Below are 16659 nucleotides of genomic sequence, written 5' to 3' on the forward strand. Positions count from 1 at the left end.
GCGGTTGCCCCTGCTTCGGTTACCAGTAGCGCAGCGCCTGGCGGAACAGGCCGGTGAGGACGGGCTTCGTCATCTCGCGGGGAGCGTTCTGAAGCAGGCGCTGCTGCGGGTAGGCCCCTTCCGTGAGGGCGGCCAGGTCCGCGTCGGAGTAGCCCACCCCACCGAGGCCATTGGGGATGCCCACGGCGCGCATGATCTGGATGAGCCTGCCCGCGAGCACCTCGCCGGCATCACCGGGCGTGGCGCCGCGCACGTCCGCGCCCAGGAGCTGCGCGGCCTCCAGGTGGCGCTCGGGGCTGACCTCGGCGGTGTAGCGAAACACGGCCGGGGCATTGACGATGACGGCCATGCCATGCGGAACCAGAGGTTCTCCGTCCGGGTAGCCCGAGGGCCGGAAGTCGCGCACCAGTCCGGCCACGGCGTAGGCCATGCCGTGCGGCGCGTGCACCCCGGCGTTCCCAAAGGCGATACCCGCCAGAGTAGAGGCCCACATCAACTGCTCACGGGCCTCGTGGTCCCGCGCATCCTTCACCCCGCGCTCGAGGTACAGACCCATCAGGCGCAGCGCCTCGCGGCAGCCGAGATCGCTCCACGGGTTGGCGCCCTGGCTCATGGGCCGCAGGCTCGGCCGGGGCGGAGCGGGACGGCGCACGTACGGCCGCGCGGTATAGGACTCCAGCGCATGGGACAGCACGTCCAGCCCACTGGCGGCGACCACCTCACCGGGCAGGGTCTCGGTGCAGTCCGGGTCGATGAGCGCCTCGGTGGGCCGAAGCGCGGGCGAGGCAATGCCGGTCTTCGCGGCCATCGAGAGCAGGTCGAAGATGGTGATGCCGGTGACCTCGCTGCCGGTGCCCGAGGTGGTGGGACAGGCGATGTGCGGCTTGAGGGGGCCGGGCACCGGGCGCCCATCTCCCACGGGCGCGTTGACGTAGGCCAGGAAGCCGGCGGGATGCGTGGCGTAGAGGTTGGCCGCCTTGCACGTGTCGATGACCGAGCCGCCCCCCAGGGAGACGTAGCCATCCGGCCGGACCTCCGAGGCGAACCGCGCCGCCTCCAGGAACGAGCGGTCGGTGGGCTCGACGTGGACATCCGTGTAGACGGCGACGTCCAGCCCGGCGGCGAGCAGCGACTGGCGCACCTTCTCGAAGTGCGGCAGCCGGGCCAGCCGCTCGTCCGAGAACAGCAGCACGCGCTTCATCCCGAGCGCCCTCGCCCGGTCACCCACCTCGGCCAGGCAGCCGCGGCCGAAGGTGATGCGTGAGGTGTCCACGGTGAAGGCGCTGTCGCAGCCCTCGCCAACGGGGTGGTAGTGGCAGCAGCCCATCGCGTCCCTCCTGGGGTCAACCCGGCTTCACGGCCTCGCCACGCTCCTCGCGGTAGATGTCCGCGAGCGCATGGGCCCGCTCCACCTCGTCCCGTGCGGCATCCACCGCGAGCACCTTCTCGAAGCGCTCCACCTGCTCCTGCAGGGCCGTGGAGACGAGCCCTCCTACCGCGAGCCGGGCGGAGGCACTCTCGCGCTCGATGCGGAGCTCGGCCACCCGGTTGCCGAGATCCGCGGCGGCCTCCAGCAGCAGCTTGCCGTCCTGCTCGGCTCGGACGAGCGACTCGCGCGTGGTGTTCAGCAGGGACTCGGCCTGCGAGCGGTCGCGCTCGAGCGTCGCGGAGATCTTCCCATCCCCCTGCTCGTCCGCCAGGGCCTTCCGCTTCGCGAGTTCCTGCACCCGCTTGACGTAGCGATCCTCGGAGCGGGCGAGGTCGCCCCGGAGCGCCAGCAGCGTGGCGGCGGACTTGCGGATTTCGGCGCCCTGGCGCTCCAGGTCCTCGATGAGCTGATCGAAGGCCGCGAGCGGATCCGTGGGCCGCTGAGGCTTCTTGGGCGTCTTCTTCTTGCGAAACCAGTCGAAGAACATGACTGGCGTCAGCCTACTCGAACGGGCGGCAGAGGAGGCGGACACGTGCGAGGCGCTCGTGCACCTCTGAACCTCCCGTGGCGAGCGCGGCGAGATAGCGGGCCGGGGGAATCTGGTACACCCCGAGCAGGTGCTGCAGGAGGAAGAGTCCCTCGGTGGGACGGCGATCCGCGGGGGCGAGCGCGGCGGCCTCCACGATGGCCTCGAGGATGTCGGCCACGCGGGCGAGCACCTCGGGGCCGGGGGCCTCCGCCACCTTCTGTCCGGAGAGCCGCTCGGCCTCCGGGAAGAGCGCGTCGAACGAGACCTCGGAGGCCACGGGCGCGGAGGAAAGCGTGCGTCCTGCGGCGAGGGCCTCCAGGGCCTGGAGGTGGGGCGCGAGCGCCTCGACGGCCTCCGGGGTGACGGGCACGTCCTGCGGCAGGAGGGTGCGCCAGGGGCTGTCGAACTCGGTGCGCGCCCACTGGATCTCCTGGTCGGAGAGGTGGTGGTAGAAGGCGCGGCCGCCCCGGGCCCGTTGCTCCATCACGAGCGACTTGAGGTCCGGGTTCTCCTCGCCGAGCGAGATGAAGCTGAGCGAGATGTCCAGCGCGTCCATGGGAGCGCGGGTGCGGCGGATGAGCTCCAGGTCGACGCGGTCCTCGCCATCGGTGATGAGCACCACCGTGGCGCGGGCGAGGTACGGATCCCTCCCCTGCGCGGAACGGATGGACTCGAAGGCGGACATGAGCGCGAGGGAGATGTCCGTCTGGCCCTCGGCGGGCGAGTCCCGGAAGAGCTTCTCGATCTGCCGGGTGGCCTCGCGGGCGGTGTCCACGCGGGCCAGCTCGGTGGGGATGTCGTTGAAGAAGGAGAAGTAGAGCGGATCGAACGGCTCGCCCTTGCGGGCCTTCACGCGGAGGTTGTTGAGCTCGGCGATGATGATGGCGTCGCGGAAGCGGGCCCGGGCGCCGTGCATGGAGCCCGAGGCGTCACACACGTACACGCGCACGGCGGTGCGCTTCATCTTCTTGGGCTGGGGAGGCGGCTCATCCTCCAGGTAGGCGCGCACCGTCTGGCTGTGGCCGGCCAGGTCGTACAGCACCATGCGCGGGTCCGAGATGACGAAGTTGTGCACCTCGTGCAGACCACCCGTGCGCTCGAACGTCATGTTCTGGGTGGGGTACGGCACCCGCCGGGGCACGGGGCGCACCTTGCGGGTGTTCATCTCGACGATTTCCTCGGTGAGCGCGTCCTCCACGTCGAAGTAGCGGCCGCAGCCCGACGCCAGCTCGAAGGCGGAGAGCTGCTCGGGCTCCAGGGAGAAGGCCAGATCCGCGAGCAGCTCATCCGCGGTGGAGGCCTTGGGGGGCTCGCGCAGACCGTTGGGGCCCTCGTGCGCGGGGGGCTTCTCGCCGAACCAGCGCGTCAGGTCATCCCGCTCGGCGGATTCCAGCATGGCCCGCAGGGGTTGCTTGTTGGGCATCAGTGGCGCGAGTGCCGCGCGGGCGGCCTCCGCCAACGGGGCGTCGTTCGCCTCCAGCGCGCGCTCGTAGAGGCCTCGGAGCGAGCGCCACGCCATCTGGGGATCCCTGCTCGCGGTGTGCCGCACCTCCTGCACCAACGCATCCAGGGAGCGCGCCGCCGGCTGCTCCCGGACCCGCTCACGCGCCTGGGACACCTCGCTGCGCAGGGCCACGCCCCGGTCACGATCGTGCTCCATGCCGATGCGCAGGAGGATCTCGTGGGCCACGTCCAGGTCACGCCGCTTCTGGACCAGATCATCCACGTTGGAGCGCGCCCGCTGCGCGAGGAACTCGGCCACGGCCATGCGGGCCGTACTCGGCGCCACCCGGTCGTTCCAGACGGGACCGGGCCGCGCGAAGATCTCGAAGGTGCCCTCCCCGGTGGGCGGAGGCGTGGGGAACATGAAGAGATCCGCCACACGCAGCACCCGCGTGAGCCGGACGAAGCCGCGCTCCAGCGCCGTGCGCGCCCCCGGAGGCGACCGGCCCACCCGGAACATCTTCTCCACCGCGTCGAGCGTCCGCTCGAATTCCTCCAGGGTCTCCTGGGCCCGGGTCTTCAGGCCCGTGGACAGGTCACCCACCCTGCCCTTGCGCACGCCCAGCTCGAGCAGCAGCCGCGCGTCCGCGAGGGTGTGCACCCCCACCCGCTCCATGGCCCGATCCAGCGCCGTCAGGGTGGGCAGGGACAGGTCCACCTCGGCCGGGGCGGTGAGCCCGAGCCACCAACCCCGCAAGCCCTCGGCCTGGGACGGCGCTCCCTGGAGCGCGTCCAACCGGAGCCGCAGGCGTGAGAGCCGCGAGGCGAGCACGCGTCAGCACCTCCTCACAGCGAGGCCCGCTTATCCAGCAGTTCCTTGCTGAAGCGGGTGAAGTCGTCGTCGATGCCGCGCCGCACGTTGTCCAGCTTGCGCGCGCTCTCGCCCAGCTCGCCGGAGACGGCGATCAGCACATCGAGCATGCCCTTGATGCGCACCAGCTCGCCCTCCTTGAGCGCGAGCAGCGGGAAACGGCTCTTCACCAGGCGATCGAAGATCTGATCCGCCTGGGGGCGGCGCTGGACGGTCTTGGGAGCCGGCAGGTCGGTGAGGAGCTGGGTGAGCCAGCTGCGCAGGTACTTGAGGCGCGTCTGCACGAAGGCCAGCTCCACCCGGGCCACCGCGTCGCGGATCTCATTGGACAGGAAGGACGTGGCGGAGTCGGGCCGAGCGAAGGCGAGCTGCCCGTCCAGCCCGAGCAACGAGGCGTACTCGCCATCCCGGATCTGCGTGGAGAAGTCGCCCCGGTAGAAGTTGTAGGCCTCGCCGCTGACGGCGGCCTGGGGGGCCGGCGGAGGGCTCGCCACCTCGCGGCCGATGTTCCGCACGTACTCGCGCAGACGCCCCTCGAGGATCTCCCTGCACTCGGCGAGGACGGGTTCGGGGGCCAGGCCCTCGCGCCGCAGGTTCTCCGCCACCGTCTGCACCGTGCGCGAGAACTGGTCGATGCGCTCGAAGGGCGTGGTGGTCAGCACGTCCTTGGCGTAGGCCGAGCCGATCGGCTGCAGCAGCTCCTGCTTGAGGCCACGCTGGGCGGGGTCCAGCTTGCACAGGGCCTGCTCGAGCTGGGACAGCTGTCGCGAATCCGCCGCGAGGGCATCGAGCGGATCCCTCCGGCCGCGCGTCCCCGGGTAGGCACTCGTCGCGCGCTGGCGCAGGGCGGCCACGGCCCGGCCGCGTGCCTCGGCCCCCGCGGCCCGCAGCCGAGCCACCACGCTCGAACTGCCCTCGGCGAGCAGCGCCAGGAGCTCGCCCACCCGGCCCAGCTCGTCGGAGACGTTGTCCGTGAAGCTACCGAGCGTATCCAGCTTCACCGTCTCGTCGAAGGCGAGGCTCTCGGCGTTGAGCGCGATCAGCTCGAGCGCCTGCAGGAGGAATCGGGACACCGCGTCACTCAGCGCGGGCAGCCGCTGGCGCAGCTCCGTCACCTGGTGGCACAGCTCCACCGTCTCCGAGAGCGCGGTGAACATGGCCGTCCCCGCCCGGGCCTCGGCGCCCTCGATGGGACCGCGCGTCATGCGCTGCTCCACCACCGACAGCAGTCCCCGCGCGGCTCCCAGCAGGGCCACCCGGTTGTCCGGATGGCGCGGGCCCGGGACGAGCTTGGCGCGCAGGCGCTGCGCCGTGGTGGTGACAATGCCCGGCTGGAAGTTGCGCGCGAGCGCCTCCACCGCCTTGAGCTCGTCGGCCGAGCCGAGCGAAGCCGCCTCGCGATCCACGCCCGTGCCCAGCTCCGCCTTCACCTTGGCCAGCGCCGCGTCGAAGGCCTTCTGCTCGATGCGGACGATCTCCAACTGCGCGCGCTCGCGTGGATCCACCGCCACCTTGAGGAGCGCCTCGACCTCCTCCGCCTGGGGCCCGCCGAGCAGGAAGAACCAGCGCAGGGCGTCCAGGTCCTCCACGGTGGCCTCGAGTGGCCGGTCCGGGCGGCGGTAGAGCTGATCCCTCACCACCGCGGCCTTGAGGGCCCACAGCGCCTTCACCACCGAGCGCTGGGAGAAGTACTTGGTGGGCACGTAGTCGGGCAGCTTGGACACCTGGGCCGTGAGCGCGCGCTCCAGCTCGTCGGTGAGCAGCTCGATGGCCTCGAGCAGGTGGCTGCCCACCGTCACCTGCTCCACCGCCGCCTGGAGCACGTCCAGTTGCTGCAGGGTGAGGGACGCGCGCAGGTCCGGCCGGATGCCATGGGCGAAGCGGTGCAGCATGGCCGCGCGGCTGGGCCGCCGGGCGAAGGACTTGGGCACGAAGGAGATGAAGCTAAGCCGGTCCGCAAAGGCCAGCAGCAGCTCCGGCGAGCGCGCCAGCACCTCCGAGAGGTAGCGGTTGCTCGTCATGATGGCGCATTCGATGCGCCCGCTCGTCACCCGGCGCCCGTGCTTGAGCTCGCGCTCGTGCAGGACGTTGAGGATGGAGCGCAGGAGCATGTCGCGCCCGTCGAACACCTCGTCGAGGAAGGCGTGGGTGGCACCCAGCATGCCGTCCTCGGTGATGAACTCGGTGCGGCCCGTCTCGGTGAGCACCTTGAAGTCCACCGGGCCAATGAGGTCCGTCTGCACCGTGGACTCGGCGATCTGCTTGGCGAAGAGCGAGGGCTGCCCCGTCTTCTCGTCGAGGATGCGGCCGAGCACCGCCGAGGCGATGGCGCTCTTGGCCGTTCCCGGAGGTCCGACGACGAGCACGTGCTCCCGGCACAGCAGCGCCAGCTCGATCTGGGTGAAGAGCGTCTCACGCTCGAGGTAGGCCTCGCGCAGTTCCTGGAAGAAGTGGCGGAAGGCATGCGCGGCCTGGGGTGGGACGGGCGTGGGCGGGTGGATCACGGGAGGCGCATCGTAGCCCCCACCCCGCCCCCATTAGAAGGGCTCGGCGACCCCTACTTGTAGTGCACGGCGCACGCACCGTCCGGGCAGGCCCGCCCCGCGATGCGGAAGCGGTAGCGGGCAACGAGCCCATACAGCCAGTCCGCGAGCTGCCTCAGCCCCGGCACGTAGTAGACGAAGAGCAGCTTGCCGGCCGGCCTGCGCCCCAGCGCCTGCACCACGGCCTCGGCGCCCTCGAAGATCCGCCCATCCCCCTGGATGAGCTGGATCCCCTGCTCGCACCGCTCGAGCGGGATGCCGGGGTACTCCGCCAGGACGCCCTCCTCCCGGAACGAGCGCAACTGCGTACCGTGGCCGCCCAACAGCCGCTGGAACTGCTTCGCGGCCCCGATGCACAGGCGGCAATGCCCGTCGTACAGGATGACGTCATGTCCCGGGGGCGTCGTCGTCAGCGCGTTCATGGGTCTCCTCGCGTTGGCTCCATTCATATCGGGTGGAGCCCACTGAGCGCGAATGAAACAGAAGGGCCGGATACTCCCTCTTGGGAGCACCGGCCCTTCCGCGGGGTTCAACCCCAGGTCCTGATACCCTCACCCCGGCCCTCTCCCGGGGGGAGAGGGAGGGATTCGTGAGGGTGGCTCGCCAGAGGCGGCCTTACGACTGGCGGAACTCGGCGTCCACCACGTCGTCCTTCGGCTTGGCCGAGCTGCCCGGAGCCGCGCCCGGCGCACCCGCGTCGGCTCCCGGAGGCGGAGCCTCAGCGCCCGGCGCGCCACCGGTGGCCTTGTACATCTCCTCGGCCACCTTGTAGCTGGCCTGCTGCAGGCGATCCAACGCCGCCTTGATGGCGTCCTTGTCCTGGCCCTCACGCACCTCGTTGAGCGCCTTGACCGCCGACTCGAGCGTCGACACCGCGTCCGGAGACAGCTTCTCGCGGTTATCCTTGATCATCTTCTCCGCGTTGTACGCCTGGGACTCGGCCTGGTTCTTCACCTCCACCAGCTCGCGCCGGGCCTTGTCCGCGGTCTCGTTCTCCTTGGCCGCGTTGACCATCTTCTCCACTTCATCCTTCGCCAGACCGGAGGAGTGGGTGATGGTGACCTTCTGCTCCTTGCCCGTCGCCTTGTCCTTGGCGTTGACGTTCAGGATGCCGTTGGCGTCGATGTCCAGCGTCACCTCGATCTGCGGCACGCCGCGCGGCGCCGGGGGCAGGCCCGTCAGGTGGAAGCGGCCGAGGCTCCGGTTGTCACCGGCCATCTCGCGCTCGCCCTGCAGGATGTGGATCTCCACCTGCGTCTGACCATCCGCCGCCGTGGAGAACGTCTCCGACTTGCGCGTGGGGATGGTGGTGTTGCGCTCGATGAGCTTGGTCATCACGCCGCCCAGCGTCTCCACGCCCAGCGACAGCGGGGTGACGTCCAGCAGCAGGATGTCCTTCACCTCGCCCGCGAGCACGCCGGCCTGCACCGCCGCGCCCACCGCCACCACCTCGTCCGGGTTCACCGAGCGGTTCGGCTCCTTGCCGAACAGCCGCTTCACCGCCTCCTGCACCTTCGGGATGCGCGTGGAGCCGCCCACGAGGACCACCTCGTTGAGGTCCTTGAGGTCCACGCCCGAGTCCTTCAGGCACTTGCGGCACGGCTCCAGCGAGCGCTCGACGAGGTTGTCGATCATCGCCTCGAACTTGGCCCGCGTCAGGCGCACGTTCAGGTGCTTGGGACCGGTGGCATCCGCCGTGAGGAACGGCAGGTTGATCTCCGTCTCCATCGTGGAGGACAGCTCGATCTTCGCCTTCTCCGCCGCCTCCTTCAGGCGCTGGATGACCATCTTGTCCTTGGAGACGTCGATGCCGTTGTCGCGCTTGAACTCGCCGATGAGCCAGTCCATCAGCGTGTGGTCGATGTTGTCGCCGCCCAGGTGCGTGTCACCGTTGGTGGCGAGCACCTCGACCACGTTCTCGCCCACCTCCAGGATGGAGATGTCGAACGTGCCGCCGCCGAAGTCATAGACGGCGATCTTCTCGTCCTTCTTCTTGTCCAGGCCGTACGCGAGCGCCGCCGCCGTCGGCTCGTTCACGATGCGCCGCACCGTGAGGCCGGCAATCTCACCGGCGTCCTTGGTGGCCTGGCGCTGGGCGTCGTTGAAGTACGCCGGGACGGTGATGACCGCCTCCGTCACCTTCTCGCCCAGGTAGTTCTCCGCGGCGCGCTTGAGCTTGAGCAGCACCTGCGCGGAAATCTCCGGCGCGCTGTACTGCTTGCCGTCCACCTCCACCCGCGCGTCACCGTGCGGACCCCGCACCACCTTGTAGGGGACGAGCTTCGCCTCCTCGGTGGTCTCCTCGTACCGCCGGCCCATGAAGCGCTTGATGGAGTAGATGGTCCGCTCGGGGTTGGTGATGGCCTGACGCTTGGCCACCTGCCCCACCAGCCGCTCCCCATCCTTCGCGAACGCGACGACCGAGGGCGTGGTGCGGGCGCCTTCCTCGTTGGTGAGAACCTTGGGCTCGCGACCCTCCATGATCGCCACCACGCTGTTGGTGGTGCCCAGGTCGATGCCGATAATCTTGCCCACGGTGTGTAACCTCCCGAAATGACTGAGGAAAATATCGAGAAACCGTCGATTGCTTCCGATGTGTGACCAACGTAACCACCCACCCCGGGGTGTCAAACCGCGTCAAGATGCGTCACGTGCTCGCCACCGGCACGCCACGGTGCGTAACGCGCTCTCCACCTCCGCCACCCGCGCGTGGCAACCCGCCAGGCATCCGATCAGTAGCTGACGCGCCAACCCCCCGGAACCATTGAGACAGGGGGGAGATAACGCCTCGCGTCAGCTCTTGGCTGAAAATGTGCACTGAGGCAGCCCGACGCCCCAACCCCCCCTGGAGGCAGCCTCATGCTGGTACAGCCACTTCGGTCCGTGGATACGCGCCAGAATCCGTCCGTCGCCGGAGCGCCCGAGCACAAGGTCGCGGTGCTGCTCAACGCCAACGCCCGCCGGGTGGACGCACAGTTGGTGAAGTCCCTCTCACACGTGGTGCCGGAGCAGGATCTCTTCCTGTCGCGCTCGGAGCTGGACTGCCGCCGCATCGTCCAGACGGTGCTGGAGCGCAACTACCCCATGGTGTTCACGGGTGGCGGTGACGGGACGTTCCAGGGCTTCGTGAGCGAGGTGTTCCGCCAGCTGGAGCCGCGGGGCCGCTTCGCCGGCAAGCGCGCGCCGCGTTTCGGCGTGCTGAAGCTGGGCACGGGCAACGGCCTGGCCACGTACGTGAACGCCGGCGCTGGCGCGGACGGCATCCTGCAGGACGTGGTGCGCGCGCGCGCGGGCGAGGTCCCCAGCCACCGGCGGATGGATCTGCTGATGGTGGAGGGCATGCGCACGCCGTTCGCGGGCATGGGCGTGGATGGGAAGCTGCTCAACGACTTCCTCTGGGTGAAGGACAACCTGGGCCGCGGCGGGCTGCTCAAGAAGATGCTGTCGGGCCCGGGCGGCTACTTCTCGGCGGTGGCCCTGAAGACGGTGCCGCACTACCTGTCCAACCCGACGTGGGTGGAGTGCGAGATCATCAACGGCCAGGCCGGAGAGGCGTACCGGGTGGGGCCGCAGGGCAACCCGGTGGGCGCGCCCATCGCCCCGGGGCAGCGCATCTTCCAGGGCAAGCTGATGATGGCGGCGGCGGCGACGATGCCCTTCTACGGGTACGGCTTCCGGATGTTCCCGTTCGCGGGCGAGCGCCGGGGGATGATGCACCTGCGCCTGGGTCAGCTGCACGCCACCAGCGTGCTGGCGAACCTGCCGAAGCTGTGGGCGGGCCGCTGGTTCCCCGAGGGCATCCACGACTTCTACGCCCAGGACGTGCACATCCGCTTCGCCCGGCCCATGCCCTTCCACGTGGGTGGCGACGCGGCGGGCTACCGCGACGACGTGAAGCTGAGCGTGGCGCCCGAGACGGTGGAGCTGCTGGACTTCCACGGCGCGGTGCACTGAGCAAGCACCCCGCCCTCCCCTCTTCCTCCCTCTCCCTCTGGGAGAGGGCCGGGGTGAGGGTCAGTCCACCCAACCCAACTACCCGCGATCGCGTGCGGCCGGAGGCTTCTCTCCCGGCTCGCGGCGGCGGCCCACGGCGAACGCGTAGCTCGCGGTGGCCTTGCCGTTCTCCCGGTGCAGGGCGATCTCCTCGCGCAGCCAGGTGGCCTGCTCGGCCGGAGCCTTGGCGAGGTGGGGCTCCAGCTCCTTGTAGAGGGTGTCCAGCTCGGCGTCCTGGAGGGACTCGACGGACTCGGGCTCGAAGCCGGCCAGGGCCAGGTGCTGGAGCAGCTCGCGGGGCAGCAGCAACGAAGCCCCCAGGCGGCGCTCCCAGAAGTCGAGCACGGCGCGGGGCGTCACGCGGCCCACCCGGACCGGATAGGTGAGGCCCAACCGGCCGTTGTGGGCCAGCAGGGGCCGGAAGGTGCCCATCGCATCCGCCAGCGCCAGGAAGATCCGGCCCTGACAGAGGATGGCGTCGAACTCGCCCTCCCGGAAGGCGGGCTTGCGCAGATCCACGCGCCGCACCTCGACCCGGCCGTCCAGCCCGAGCGAGCGCACCCGGTCACGCATGTGGATGAGGAGCGTCTCGTCCGCGTCCGCCGCCACCACCGAGCAGCCGAACTCCTGGGCCAGGACCACGCTGGCCAGGCCGGAGGGGCCACAGCCGAGCTCGAGCACCCGCCCGCCCTCTTCCAATTGCGCCACCTTCGCGAAGCGGCGGGTCGCGATCTCGGAGCTGAAGGGGCGCCGAGCGTCACCAGGGAAGTAGAGCGGGAAGGGCTCAGCCGGGCTCATGAGGAGCCCCTTCTACACCGGTGGCCGGGAATCGCCAATTCCCCCCGCCTGTCCGGGCGGGGGCCGCCCTCAAAGGTAGTAGACGACCCGCTGCTCCTGCTGCTCCTGCCGCAGCCGGGCATAAATGGCGCGGCGGTGCTCCTCGGACAGCAGGTACACCGACACGCTCACCGACACGTACTTGCCCTTGCTGCTGGGCTGCTCCTGGATGGAATCCGGGGAGATCTCCGAGCCCATGAGCGACCGGAAGAGCTCGCGCACATACGCGGCGAACCCCGCCGGCCCCGCCGACTCCTGCCGCCCCATGACCTTGAAGGTGTAGACGGTGGGGTACTCGATGAGCGGCTTCTTCTCCTCGCCGTCACCCTGCGTGCCCTGGGGGGCACCCTCTGCCGTACCGTCTTCTGCCTTCATGACTGCTTCCTCGTGCGGCGCAGGGGGCTAGAGGAGGTTGGCCGCGAGCTCGGCCAGGGCGCTGCGCTCGCCCTTGGCCATGGTGATGTGGCCCGCGATCTTCTCATTCTTGAACCGGTTGACCACGTGAACGAGTCCGTTGTTGGTCGCGTCCACGTAGGGGTTGTCTATCTGGAACGGGTCCCCGGTGAGAATGATTTTCGTGTTGTCGCCCACGCGGGTGATGATCGTCTTCACCTCGTGGGGGGTGAGGTTCTGCGCCTCGTCGATGATGATGTACTGGTTGGGGATGGAGCGCCCGCGGATGTAGGTGAGCGCCTCGATCTCCATCAGCCCCAGGTCGATGAGCTCGTGGTAGCCCCGGCCCGCCTTCTTGTCGGCGCGGCTCAGGTTCATCAGGAACTCCACGTTGTCGAAGATGGGCTGCATCCAGGGGTTCATCTTCTCTTCCAGGCTGCCCGGCAGGTAGCCGATGTCCCGGCCGAGCGGGAACACGGGCCGGCTGACGAGCAGCTTCTGGTACACCCCCTCCTCCGTCACCTTGTGGAGCCCCGCGGCGATGGCCAGCAGCGTCTTGCCCGTGCCCGCCTTGCCCACGATGGTGACGAGCTTGATCTCGTCGTTCATCACGAGGTCCAGGGCGAAGCTCTGCTCCATGTTGCGCGGGCGGATGCCCCAGACGCCCTCGGACTTCATGCCGCGCAGCAGCGGCACCACCCGCCCCCGGGACGCGTTGAAGCGGCCCATGGCCGTGTGCGACGGGTTCGTCTCGTCCTTGAGCAGGATGAACTGGTGCGGCGAGAGCGACTCCTGCCCGGAGATCTCCACCTCGGCGCCGGGCTTGTACATCTGGTCCACCATCTCGCGGGAGACCAGGCGCTCGGTGAAGCCGGTGTAGAGCTCGGTGATCTCCACCCGCTCGGCGTCATAGTCCTCGGCGATGAGGCCCAGGGCGTCCGCGCGGATGCGCAGGTTGGTGTCCTTGGTGATGAAGACGGCCGGCGACTGCGGCTCGCGCTCCATCAAGTCGATGGCCACCGAGAGGATGCGGTTGTCCATCAGGTTGCTGTCCGCCATGGAGAGCGGCAGATCCCTGTCGGTGAAGCACACGCGCAGGACGCCTCCGTGCGGCAGGCGCACCCCGTCCTTGAGCGAGCCCTCCTCCCGGAAGGAGTCCAGGTAGCGCGCCACCAGACGCGCATTCCGCCCCAGCTCGGAGAGATCGCGCTTGAACTGATCGATCTCCTCGATGACGTAGATGGGGATGATGACGTTGTGTTCCTTGAAGCTGTAGATGGAGCGGGGGTCGTGGAGAAGGACGTTGGTGTCGAGGATGAAGTTCTTTCGCATCGTGTGGAGCGCGACCTCGTAGTGGGTGCGACCGCTGGAACCGACCGTGCGACGGGACTCCGACTGACGGACCGCTTCTGCGCCTGACTGCCAACCGAATATTAGGCCGGGCCTCCCACGCGGGAAGCGGCTCCGGCCCATTTGGGGCCTACCTCGGGTGTAACGCAACGCTAACAGCGGGGTTCCCGCCCCGCTCGTGGATCCCCGGATCAGTGGACACCCGCTCCCCCTGCGCCCTGGAGGGCCCCAGTGTCCTCGGACGAACACCCCTACAGGTAGCGGATCTGCACGATGGTGTATTCGATTTCCCCACGCGGGCGGTGCACCTCGACGGTGTCGCCGGCCTTCTTGCGCAGCAGGGCCTTGGCGATGGGCGACTCCACGCTGATCCGGCCCCCGGCGGTGTCGATCTCGTCCGAGCCGACGATCTGATAGGTCACCCGGGCCTCGTCCTCGTCCTCGAGCGTCACGGTGGCGCCGAAGTAGACGCGGCTGGTGTCCGGCTGCTCGGACGGGGTGACGATGGTGGCGGTGTCCAGGCGCTTCTGGAGGAAACGGATGCGCCGGTCGATCTCCCGCAGGCGCTTCTTGCCGTAGATGTACTCGGCGTTCTCCGAGCGGTCGCCCTGGGCGGCGGCGGCGGACACCTCGGCGGTGACCTTGGGACGCTCCTCGTTGAGCAGGCGCAGCAGTTCCTTGTGCATGCGCTCGGCCCCAGAGCGGGTGAGGTAGCGCCGGTGGCCGGAGGAGGACTTTTCTTCTTCCTCGTCCTCCCCACCCTCCAGTTGCAGCGCGTCGTTCTCCTCGGGGGCTTCCTCGGAATTCCGGACGTCACGGGACATGGCCTCTGTATAGCGCCTCCAGAGGGAGGCGGAAGGAGACGCGGGGACGGGCCGTTGAAGGGTGGCTGTCAGGTGACGAGGGGAACGATCGCCAGTAGAAGTCCGAAGCGAGTGCTGGTAGAGAGCCCCTCGCAGACGCCAGGAACCAAGGAATCTGGCGTCTGATCAAAAAAGAATAGTGCGAGTCGCTAGCTCAGCTGGTAGAGCACCGGCCTTTTAAGCCGAGGGTCGGGGGTTCGATCCCCCCGCGACTCACAGAGGTCCCCGTCGTCTAGAGGCCCAGGACGCTGGCCTTTCAAGCCGGTAACACGGGTTCGAATCCCGTCGGGGACACACAAGCCGAGGCCGGAAGCCGCTGAGCAATCAGGGGTTTCCGGCCTCGGTGTTTTCAGGCTCCGGCGCGTCTTCAGAGCTTGTCCGATGGTCCGCGGCCTATGCGCTCCCCTCGAGCGCGCGCTGATGGGGTTTGAAGGCGTCGTAGACGTGGTCCATGAAGGCACGAATACGCCTGTTGTTGCGAAGCTCTGGCAACGTCAGCACCCAGAGATCGCGCGCTTCTTCGGTGAGGCGCGCCCCCACGCGCACCAGCCCTGGATCGGCATCGCCGTCGAAGCACGCCAGGAAGGTGACGCCCATGCCGGCGGAGAGCGCGCGCCGGCGGACCGCGAAGTCGTCGGAACGCAGCGACACCTTGGCTCCCGGCGCGTTCCGGGCCAGCCATCCATCGAGCCAACGCCCATCGGAGCGCTCGTCCGAATGCAGCCACGGAAAATCCGCGAGGGTGGCACCAGGGCCCAGCCGATCGACGAGTGAACGCGCGGCGTAGGCCTCGAACTGCATTCGACCGACGCGGCGGCCCACCAGGCCCTCCGCCGGATTGTTCTCCAGACGCAGCGCCACATCGGCCTCGCGGCGAATGAGCGACACCTGTTCATTGGTCACCCCGAGGGTCACCTCCACCCCCGGATAGCGCTGGATGAAGCTGGAAAACACCTCGGGAAAACCCGCGAACAGGAAGTCCACCGTCGAGACCCGCAGCCGGCCGCGGAGCTCGGCGTCACGGCCCAGAAGCCGCCCCTCGGCCACGTGGATCTCCGCCTCCAGCCGCGCCGCGGTCTCGGCCAGCTCGTCGCCAGCGGCCGTGGCCGCGAAGCCTTCTTCGGTGCGGTCGAAGAGCCGGACGCCCAGCCGCTCCTCGGCCTCTTTCAGGCGCCGCCCGACGGTGGTCCGGGAGACCCCAAGGGTGGCGGCGGCGCCGGACAACGTCTTCTCGCGGTGGAGCGTCAGCACGTAACGAAGGTCGTCCCAGTCCATGCGCACATTTTTGCACGCCGGCATCCCGAAATCATACGTGGAGCGCCCGTTTTCGCACGCGTAGGGTGGTCCTCATGCGAACCATCTTGCAAAGCGGTTACGGAGCTCCTGAACGCGTCCTGGTACAGGGCGAGAGCGACATCCCCACGCCGGGCGAGGGCGAAGTCCTCGTCCGTGTGCACGCGACGTCGGTGAACACGCCGGACTGCATCGCCACCCTCGGAGTTCCCTACGTGCTGCGCCTGGTGTCCGGCCTTCGTGCGCCCGTGTCGCCGGTCCGCGGCTCGGACGTCGCCGGCGTCGTGGAAGCGGTGGGCGCCCACGTCACCGGCTTCGCACCCGGCGACGCCGTGTTCGGCTCGGTGTGGACGGGAGGTTACAAGCGCGGCGCTCCCGGGACCTTCTGCGAATACACCGTGGTCCCGGCGACGCAACTGGCGCACAAGCCGGCGCAGCTCAGCTTCGAGGAAGCCGCCGGGGCGGTGATGTCGGGCGTGACGGCGCTGGTGGCCATGCGCGATGTCGCTCGCGTCCGCCCAGGTCAGCAGGTGCTCGTCAACGGTGCCTCCGGTGGCCTGGGGACGTTCGCCGTGCAGATCGCCAGGGCCTTGGGTGCCACGGTCACGGGCGTGTGCAGCACGAGGAACGTCGAGCTGGTGCGTTCGCTCGGTGCCTCCCACGTCATCGACTACACGCGGACGAGCTACCCGGAGCAGGACGCGCGCTACGACGTGGTGATGGACAACGTGATGAACCACCCTCCGTCGGTCTCGGCGCGCGTCCTCACCGCGAATGGGGTGTTGCTGCCCAACAGCATCGGCACCCACAAGTGGCTGGGAACGCTGCCTGGCATGGCGTTCGGGGCGCTCTTCAAGTCCAGGCAGTGGCGCACGATTCAATTCGTCCCGTCACGCAAGAACCTCGAGGACATCGGCGCGCTGATTCAATCGGGCGCCGTGAAGGTCGTGATCGACAGGACCTATCCGCTCGCGCACGCCGGCCAGGCCGTGGCGCACATGGTGAGCAGGCGCGCGCGCGGACAGATCGTGATCAGCGCCACTTAGCATTACAACTACATGGTCCCGGGCTGTTACATGGTCCCGGGCTGTCCCGCCCCGGGCCCCAGTACCGCG

The 16659-nt window shown here is 69.0% G+C and carries 13 protein-coding genes and 2 tRNA genes; 4 read left to right on the forward strand and 11 right to left on the reverse strand.

Annotation, left to right across the window (positions count from 1 at the left end; translation table 11 throughout):
- Positions 1-19: 19 nt before the first annotated feature.
- The 6 genes from BO221_RS23710 to dnaK form a co-directional block, all read right to left on the reverse strand.
- On the reverse strand, positions 20-1327 hold the full coding sequence (locus tag BO221_RS23710) for a hydroxyacid-oxoacid transhydrogenase (RefSeq protein ID WP_073562745.1): 1308 nt from the start codon (positions 1325-1327) through the stop codon (positions 20-22).
- A gap of 16 nt (positions 1328-1343) precedes the next feature.
- Positions 1344-1916 carry a PspA/IM30 family protein gene (locus BO221_RS23715; RefSeq protein WP_073562746.1) on the reverse strand — a complete coding sequence of 191 codons (573 nt, stop codon included), beginning with the start codon at positions 1914-1916 and terminating at the stop codon, positions 1344-1346.
- Positions 1917-1929: 13 nt separating this feature from the next.
- Positions 1930-4233 (reverse strand): vWA domain-containing protein, encoded by a 2304-nt coding sequence (locus tag BO221_RS23720; protein ID WP_073562747.1) that lies wholly within the window; start codon positions 4231-4233, stop codon positions 1930-1932.
- 14 nt (positions 4234-4247) lie between these two features.
- A complete protein-coding gene (locus BO221_RS23725) occupies positions 4248-6776 on the reverse strand; it encodes an AAA family ATPase (RefSeq protein WP_083681295.1) in 2529 nt (842 codons plus the stop codon).
- A gap of 53 nt (positions 6777-6829) precedes the next feature.
- The gene (locus tag BO221_RS23730) at positions 6830-7237 is read right to left on the reverse strand and encodes a thiol-disulfide oxidoreductase DCC family protein (protein ID WP_073562748.1); all 408 of its coding nucleotides are present in this window, start codon (positions 7235-7237) and stop codon (positions 6830-6832) included.
- A gap of 193 nt (positions 7238-7430) precedes the next feature.
- Positions 7431-9350 carry a molecular chaperone DnaK gene (dnaK, locus tag BO221_RS23735; RefSeq protein WP_073562749.1) on the reverse strand — a complete coding sequence of 640 codons (1920 nt, stop codon included), beginning with the start codon at positions 9348-9350 and terminating at the stop codon, positions 7431-7433.
- A gap of 324 nt (positions 9351-9674) precedes the next feature.
- Here dnaK and BO221_RS23740 point away from each other — a divergent pair, with 324 nt between their 5' ends.
- Positions 9675-10769 (forward strand): diacylglycerol kinase family protein, encoded by a 1095-nt coding sequence (locus tag BO221_RS23740; protein ID WP_073562750.1) that lies wholly within the window; start codon positions 9675-9677, stop codon positions 10767-10769.
- Between the two features lie 78 nt (positions 10770-10847).
- Here BO221_RS23740 and BO221_RS23745 read toward each other — a convergent pair whose 3' ends face one another.
- The 4 genes from BO221_RS23745 to greB all read right to left on the reverse strand — a co-directional run bounded on the left by BO221_RS23745 (position 10848) and on the right by greB (position 14212).
- Positions 10848-11606, reverse strand: a complete 759-nt coding sequence (locus BO221_RS23745) for a cyclopropane-fatty-acyl-phospholipid synthase family protein (RefSeq protein ID WP_043398492.1) — start codon at positions 11604-11606, stop codon at positions 10848-10850.
- Between the two features lie 69 nt (positions 11607-11675).
- The gene (locus BO221_RS23750) at positions 11676-12020 is read right to left on the reverse strand and encodes a YbeD family protein (RefSeq protein ID WP_073562751.1); all 345 of its coding nucleotides are present in this window, start codon (positions 12018-12020) and stop codon (positions 11676-11678) included.
- A gap of 27 nt (positions 12021-12047) precedes the next feature.
- Positions 12048-13370 (reverse strand): PhoH family protein, encoded by a 1323-nt coding sequence (locus BO221_RS23755; protein ID WP_073562752.1) that lies wholly within the window; start codon positions 13368-13370, stop codon positions 12048-12050.
- A 269-nt stretch (positions 13371-13639) separates the two neighbouring features.
- Positions 13640-14212, reverse strand: coding sequence for a transcription elongation factor GreB (gene greB / locus BO221_RS23760; protein WP_083681296.1), 573 nt, complete (start codon positions 14210-14212; stop codon positions 13640-13642).
- A gap of 182 nt (positions 14213-14394) precedes the next feature.
- On the opposite strand from greB, the gene BO221_RS23765 reads away from it, so the two are divergent.
- Both BO221_RS23765 and BO221_RS23770 read left to right on the forward strand, forming a co-directional pair.
- A tRNA-Lys gene (locus BO221_RS23765) sits at positions 14395-14467 on the forward strand.
- 5 nt (positions 14468-14472) lie between these two features.
- Positions 14473-14545 (forward strand) — tRNA-Glu (locus BO221_RS23770).
- A gap of 99 nt (positions 14546-14644) precedes the next feature.
- Here BO221_RS23770 and BO221_RS23775 read toward each other — a convergent pair.
- A complete protein-coding gene (locus BO221_RS23775) occupies positions 14645-15526 on the reverse strand; it encodes a LysR family transcriptional regulator (RefSeq protein ID WP_073562853.1) in 882 nt (293 codons plus the stop codon).
- A 74-nt stretch (positions 15527-15600) separates the two neighbouring features.
- Here BO221_RS23775 and BO221_RS23780 point away from each other — a divergent pair, with 74 nt between their 5' ends.
- A complete protein-coding gene (locus BO221_RS23780; protein ID WP_073562753.1) occupies positions 15601-16590 on the forward strand; it encodes an NAD(P)-dependent alcohol dehydrogenase in 990 nt (329 codons plus the stop codon).
- Positions 16591-16659 lie beyond the last annotated feature (69 nt).

The organism is Archangium sp. Cb G35 (genome assembly GCF_001896145.1).
GTDB lineage: Bacteria > Myxococcota > Myxococcia > Myxococcales > Myxococcaceae > Archangium > Archangium violaceum.

What these genes read in the sequence shown, in the direction of transcription:
- BO221_RS23710 (WP_073562745.1), bottom strand. Translation starts at nt 1,327, where the DNA reads ATGGGCTGCTGCCACTACCACCCCGTTGGCGAGGGCTGCGACAGCGCC.
- BO221_RS23715 (WP_073562746.1), bottom strand. Translation starts at nt 1,916, where the DNA reads ATGTTCTTCGACTGGTTTCGCAAGAAGAAGACGCCCAAGAAGCCTCAG.
- BO221_RS23730 (WP_073562748.1), bottom strand. Translation starts at nt 7,237, where the DNA reads ATGAACGCGCTGACGACGACGCCCCCGGGACATGACGTCATCCTGTAC.
- BO221_RS23740 (WP_073562750.1), top strand. Translation starts at nt 9,675, where the DNA reads ATGCTGGTACAGCCACTTCGGTCCGTGGATACGCGCCAGAATCCGTCC.
- BO221_RS23745 (WP_043398492.1), bottom strand. Translation starts at nt 11,606, where the DNA reads ATGAGCCCGGCTGAGCCCTTCCCGCTCTACTTCCCTGGTGACGCTCGG.
- BO221_RS23750 (WP_073562751.1), bottom strand. Translation starts at nt 12,020, where the DNA reads ATGAAGGCAGAAGACGGTACGGCAGAGGGTGCCCCCCAGGGCACGCAG.
- BO221_RS23755 (WP_073562752.1), bottom strand. Translation starts at nt 13,370, where the DNA reads ATGCGAAAGAACTTCATCCTCGACACCAACGTCCTTCTCCACGACCCC.
- greB (WP_083681296.1), bottom strand. Translation starts at nt 14,212, where the DNA reads ATGTCCCGTGACGTCCGGAATTCCGAGGAAGCCCCCGAGGAGAACGAC.
- BO221_RS23775 (WP_073562853.1), bottom strand. Translation starts at nt 15,526, where the DNA reads ATGGACTGGGACGACCTTCGTTACGTGCTGACGCTCCACCGCGAGAAG.
- BO221_RS23780 (WP_073562753.1), top strand. Translation starts at nt 15,601, where the DNA reads ATGCGAACCATCTTGCAAAGCGGTTACGGAGCTCCTGAACGCGTCCTG.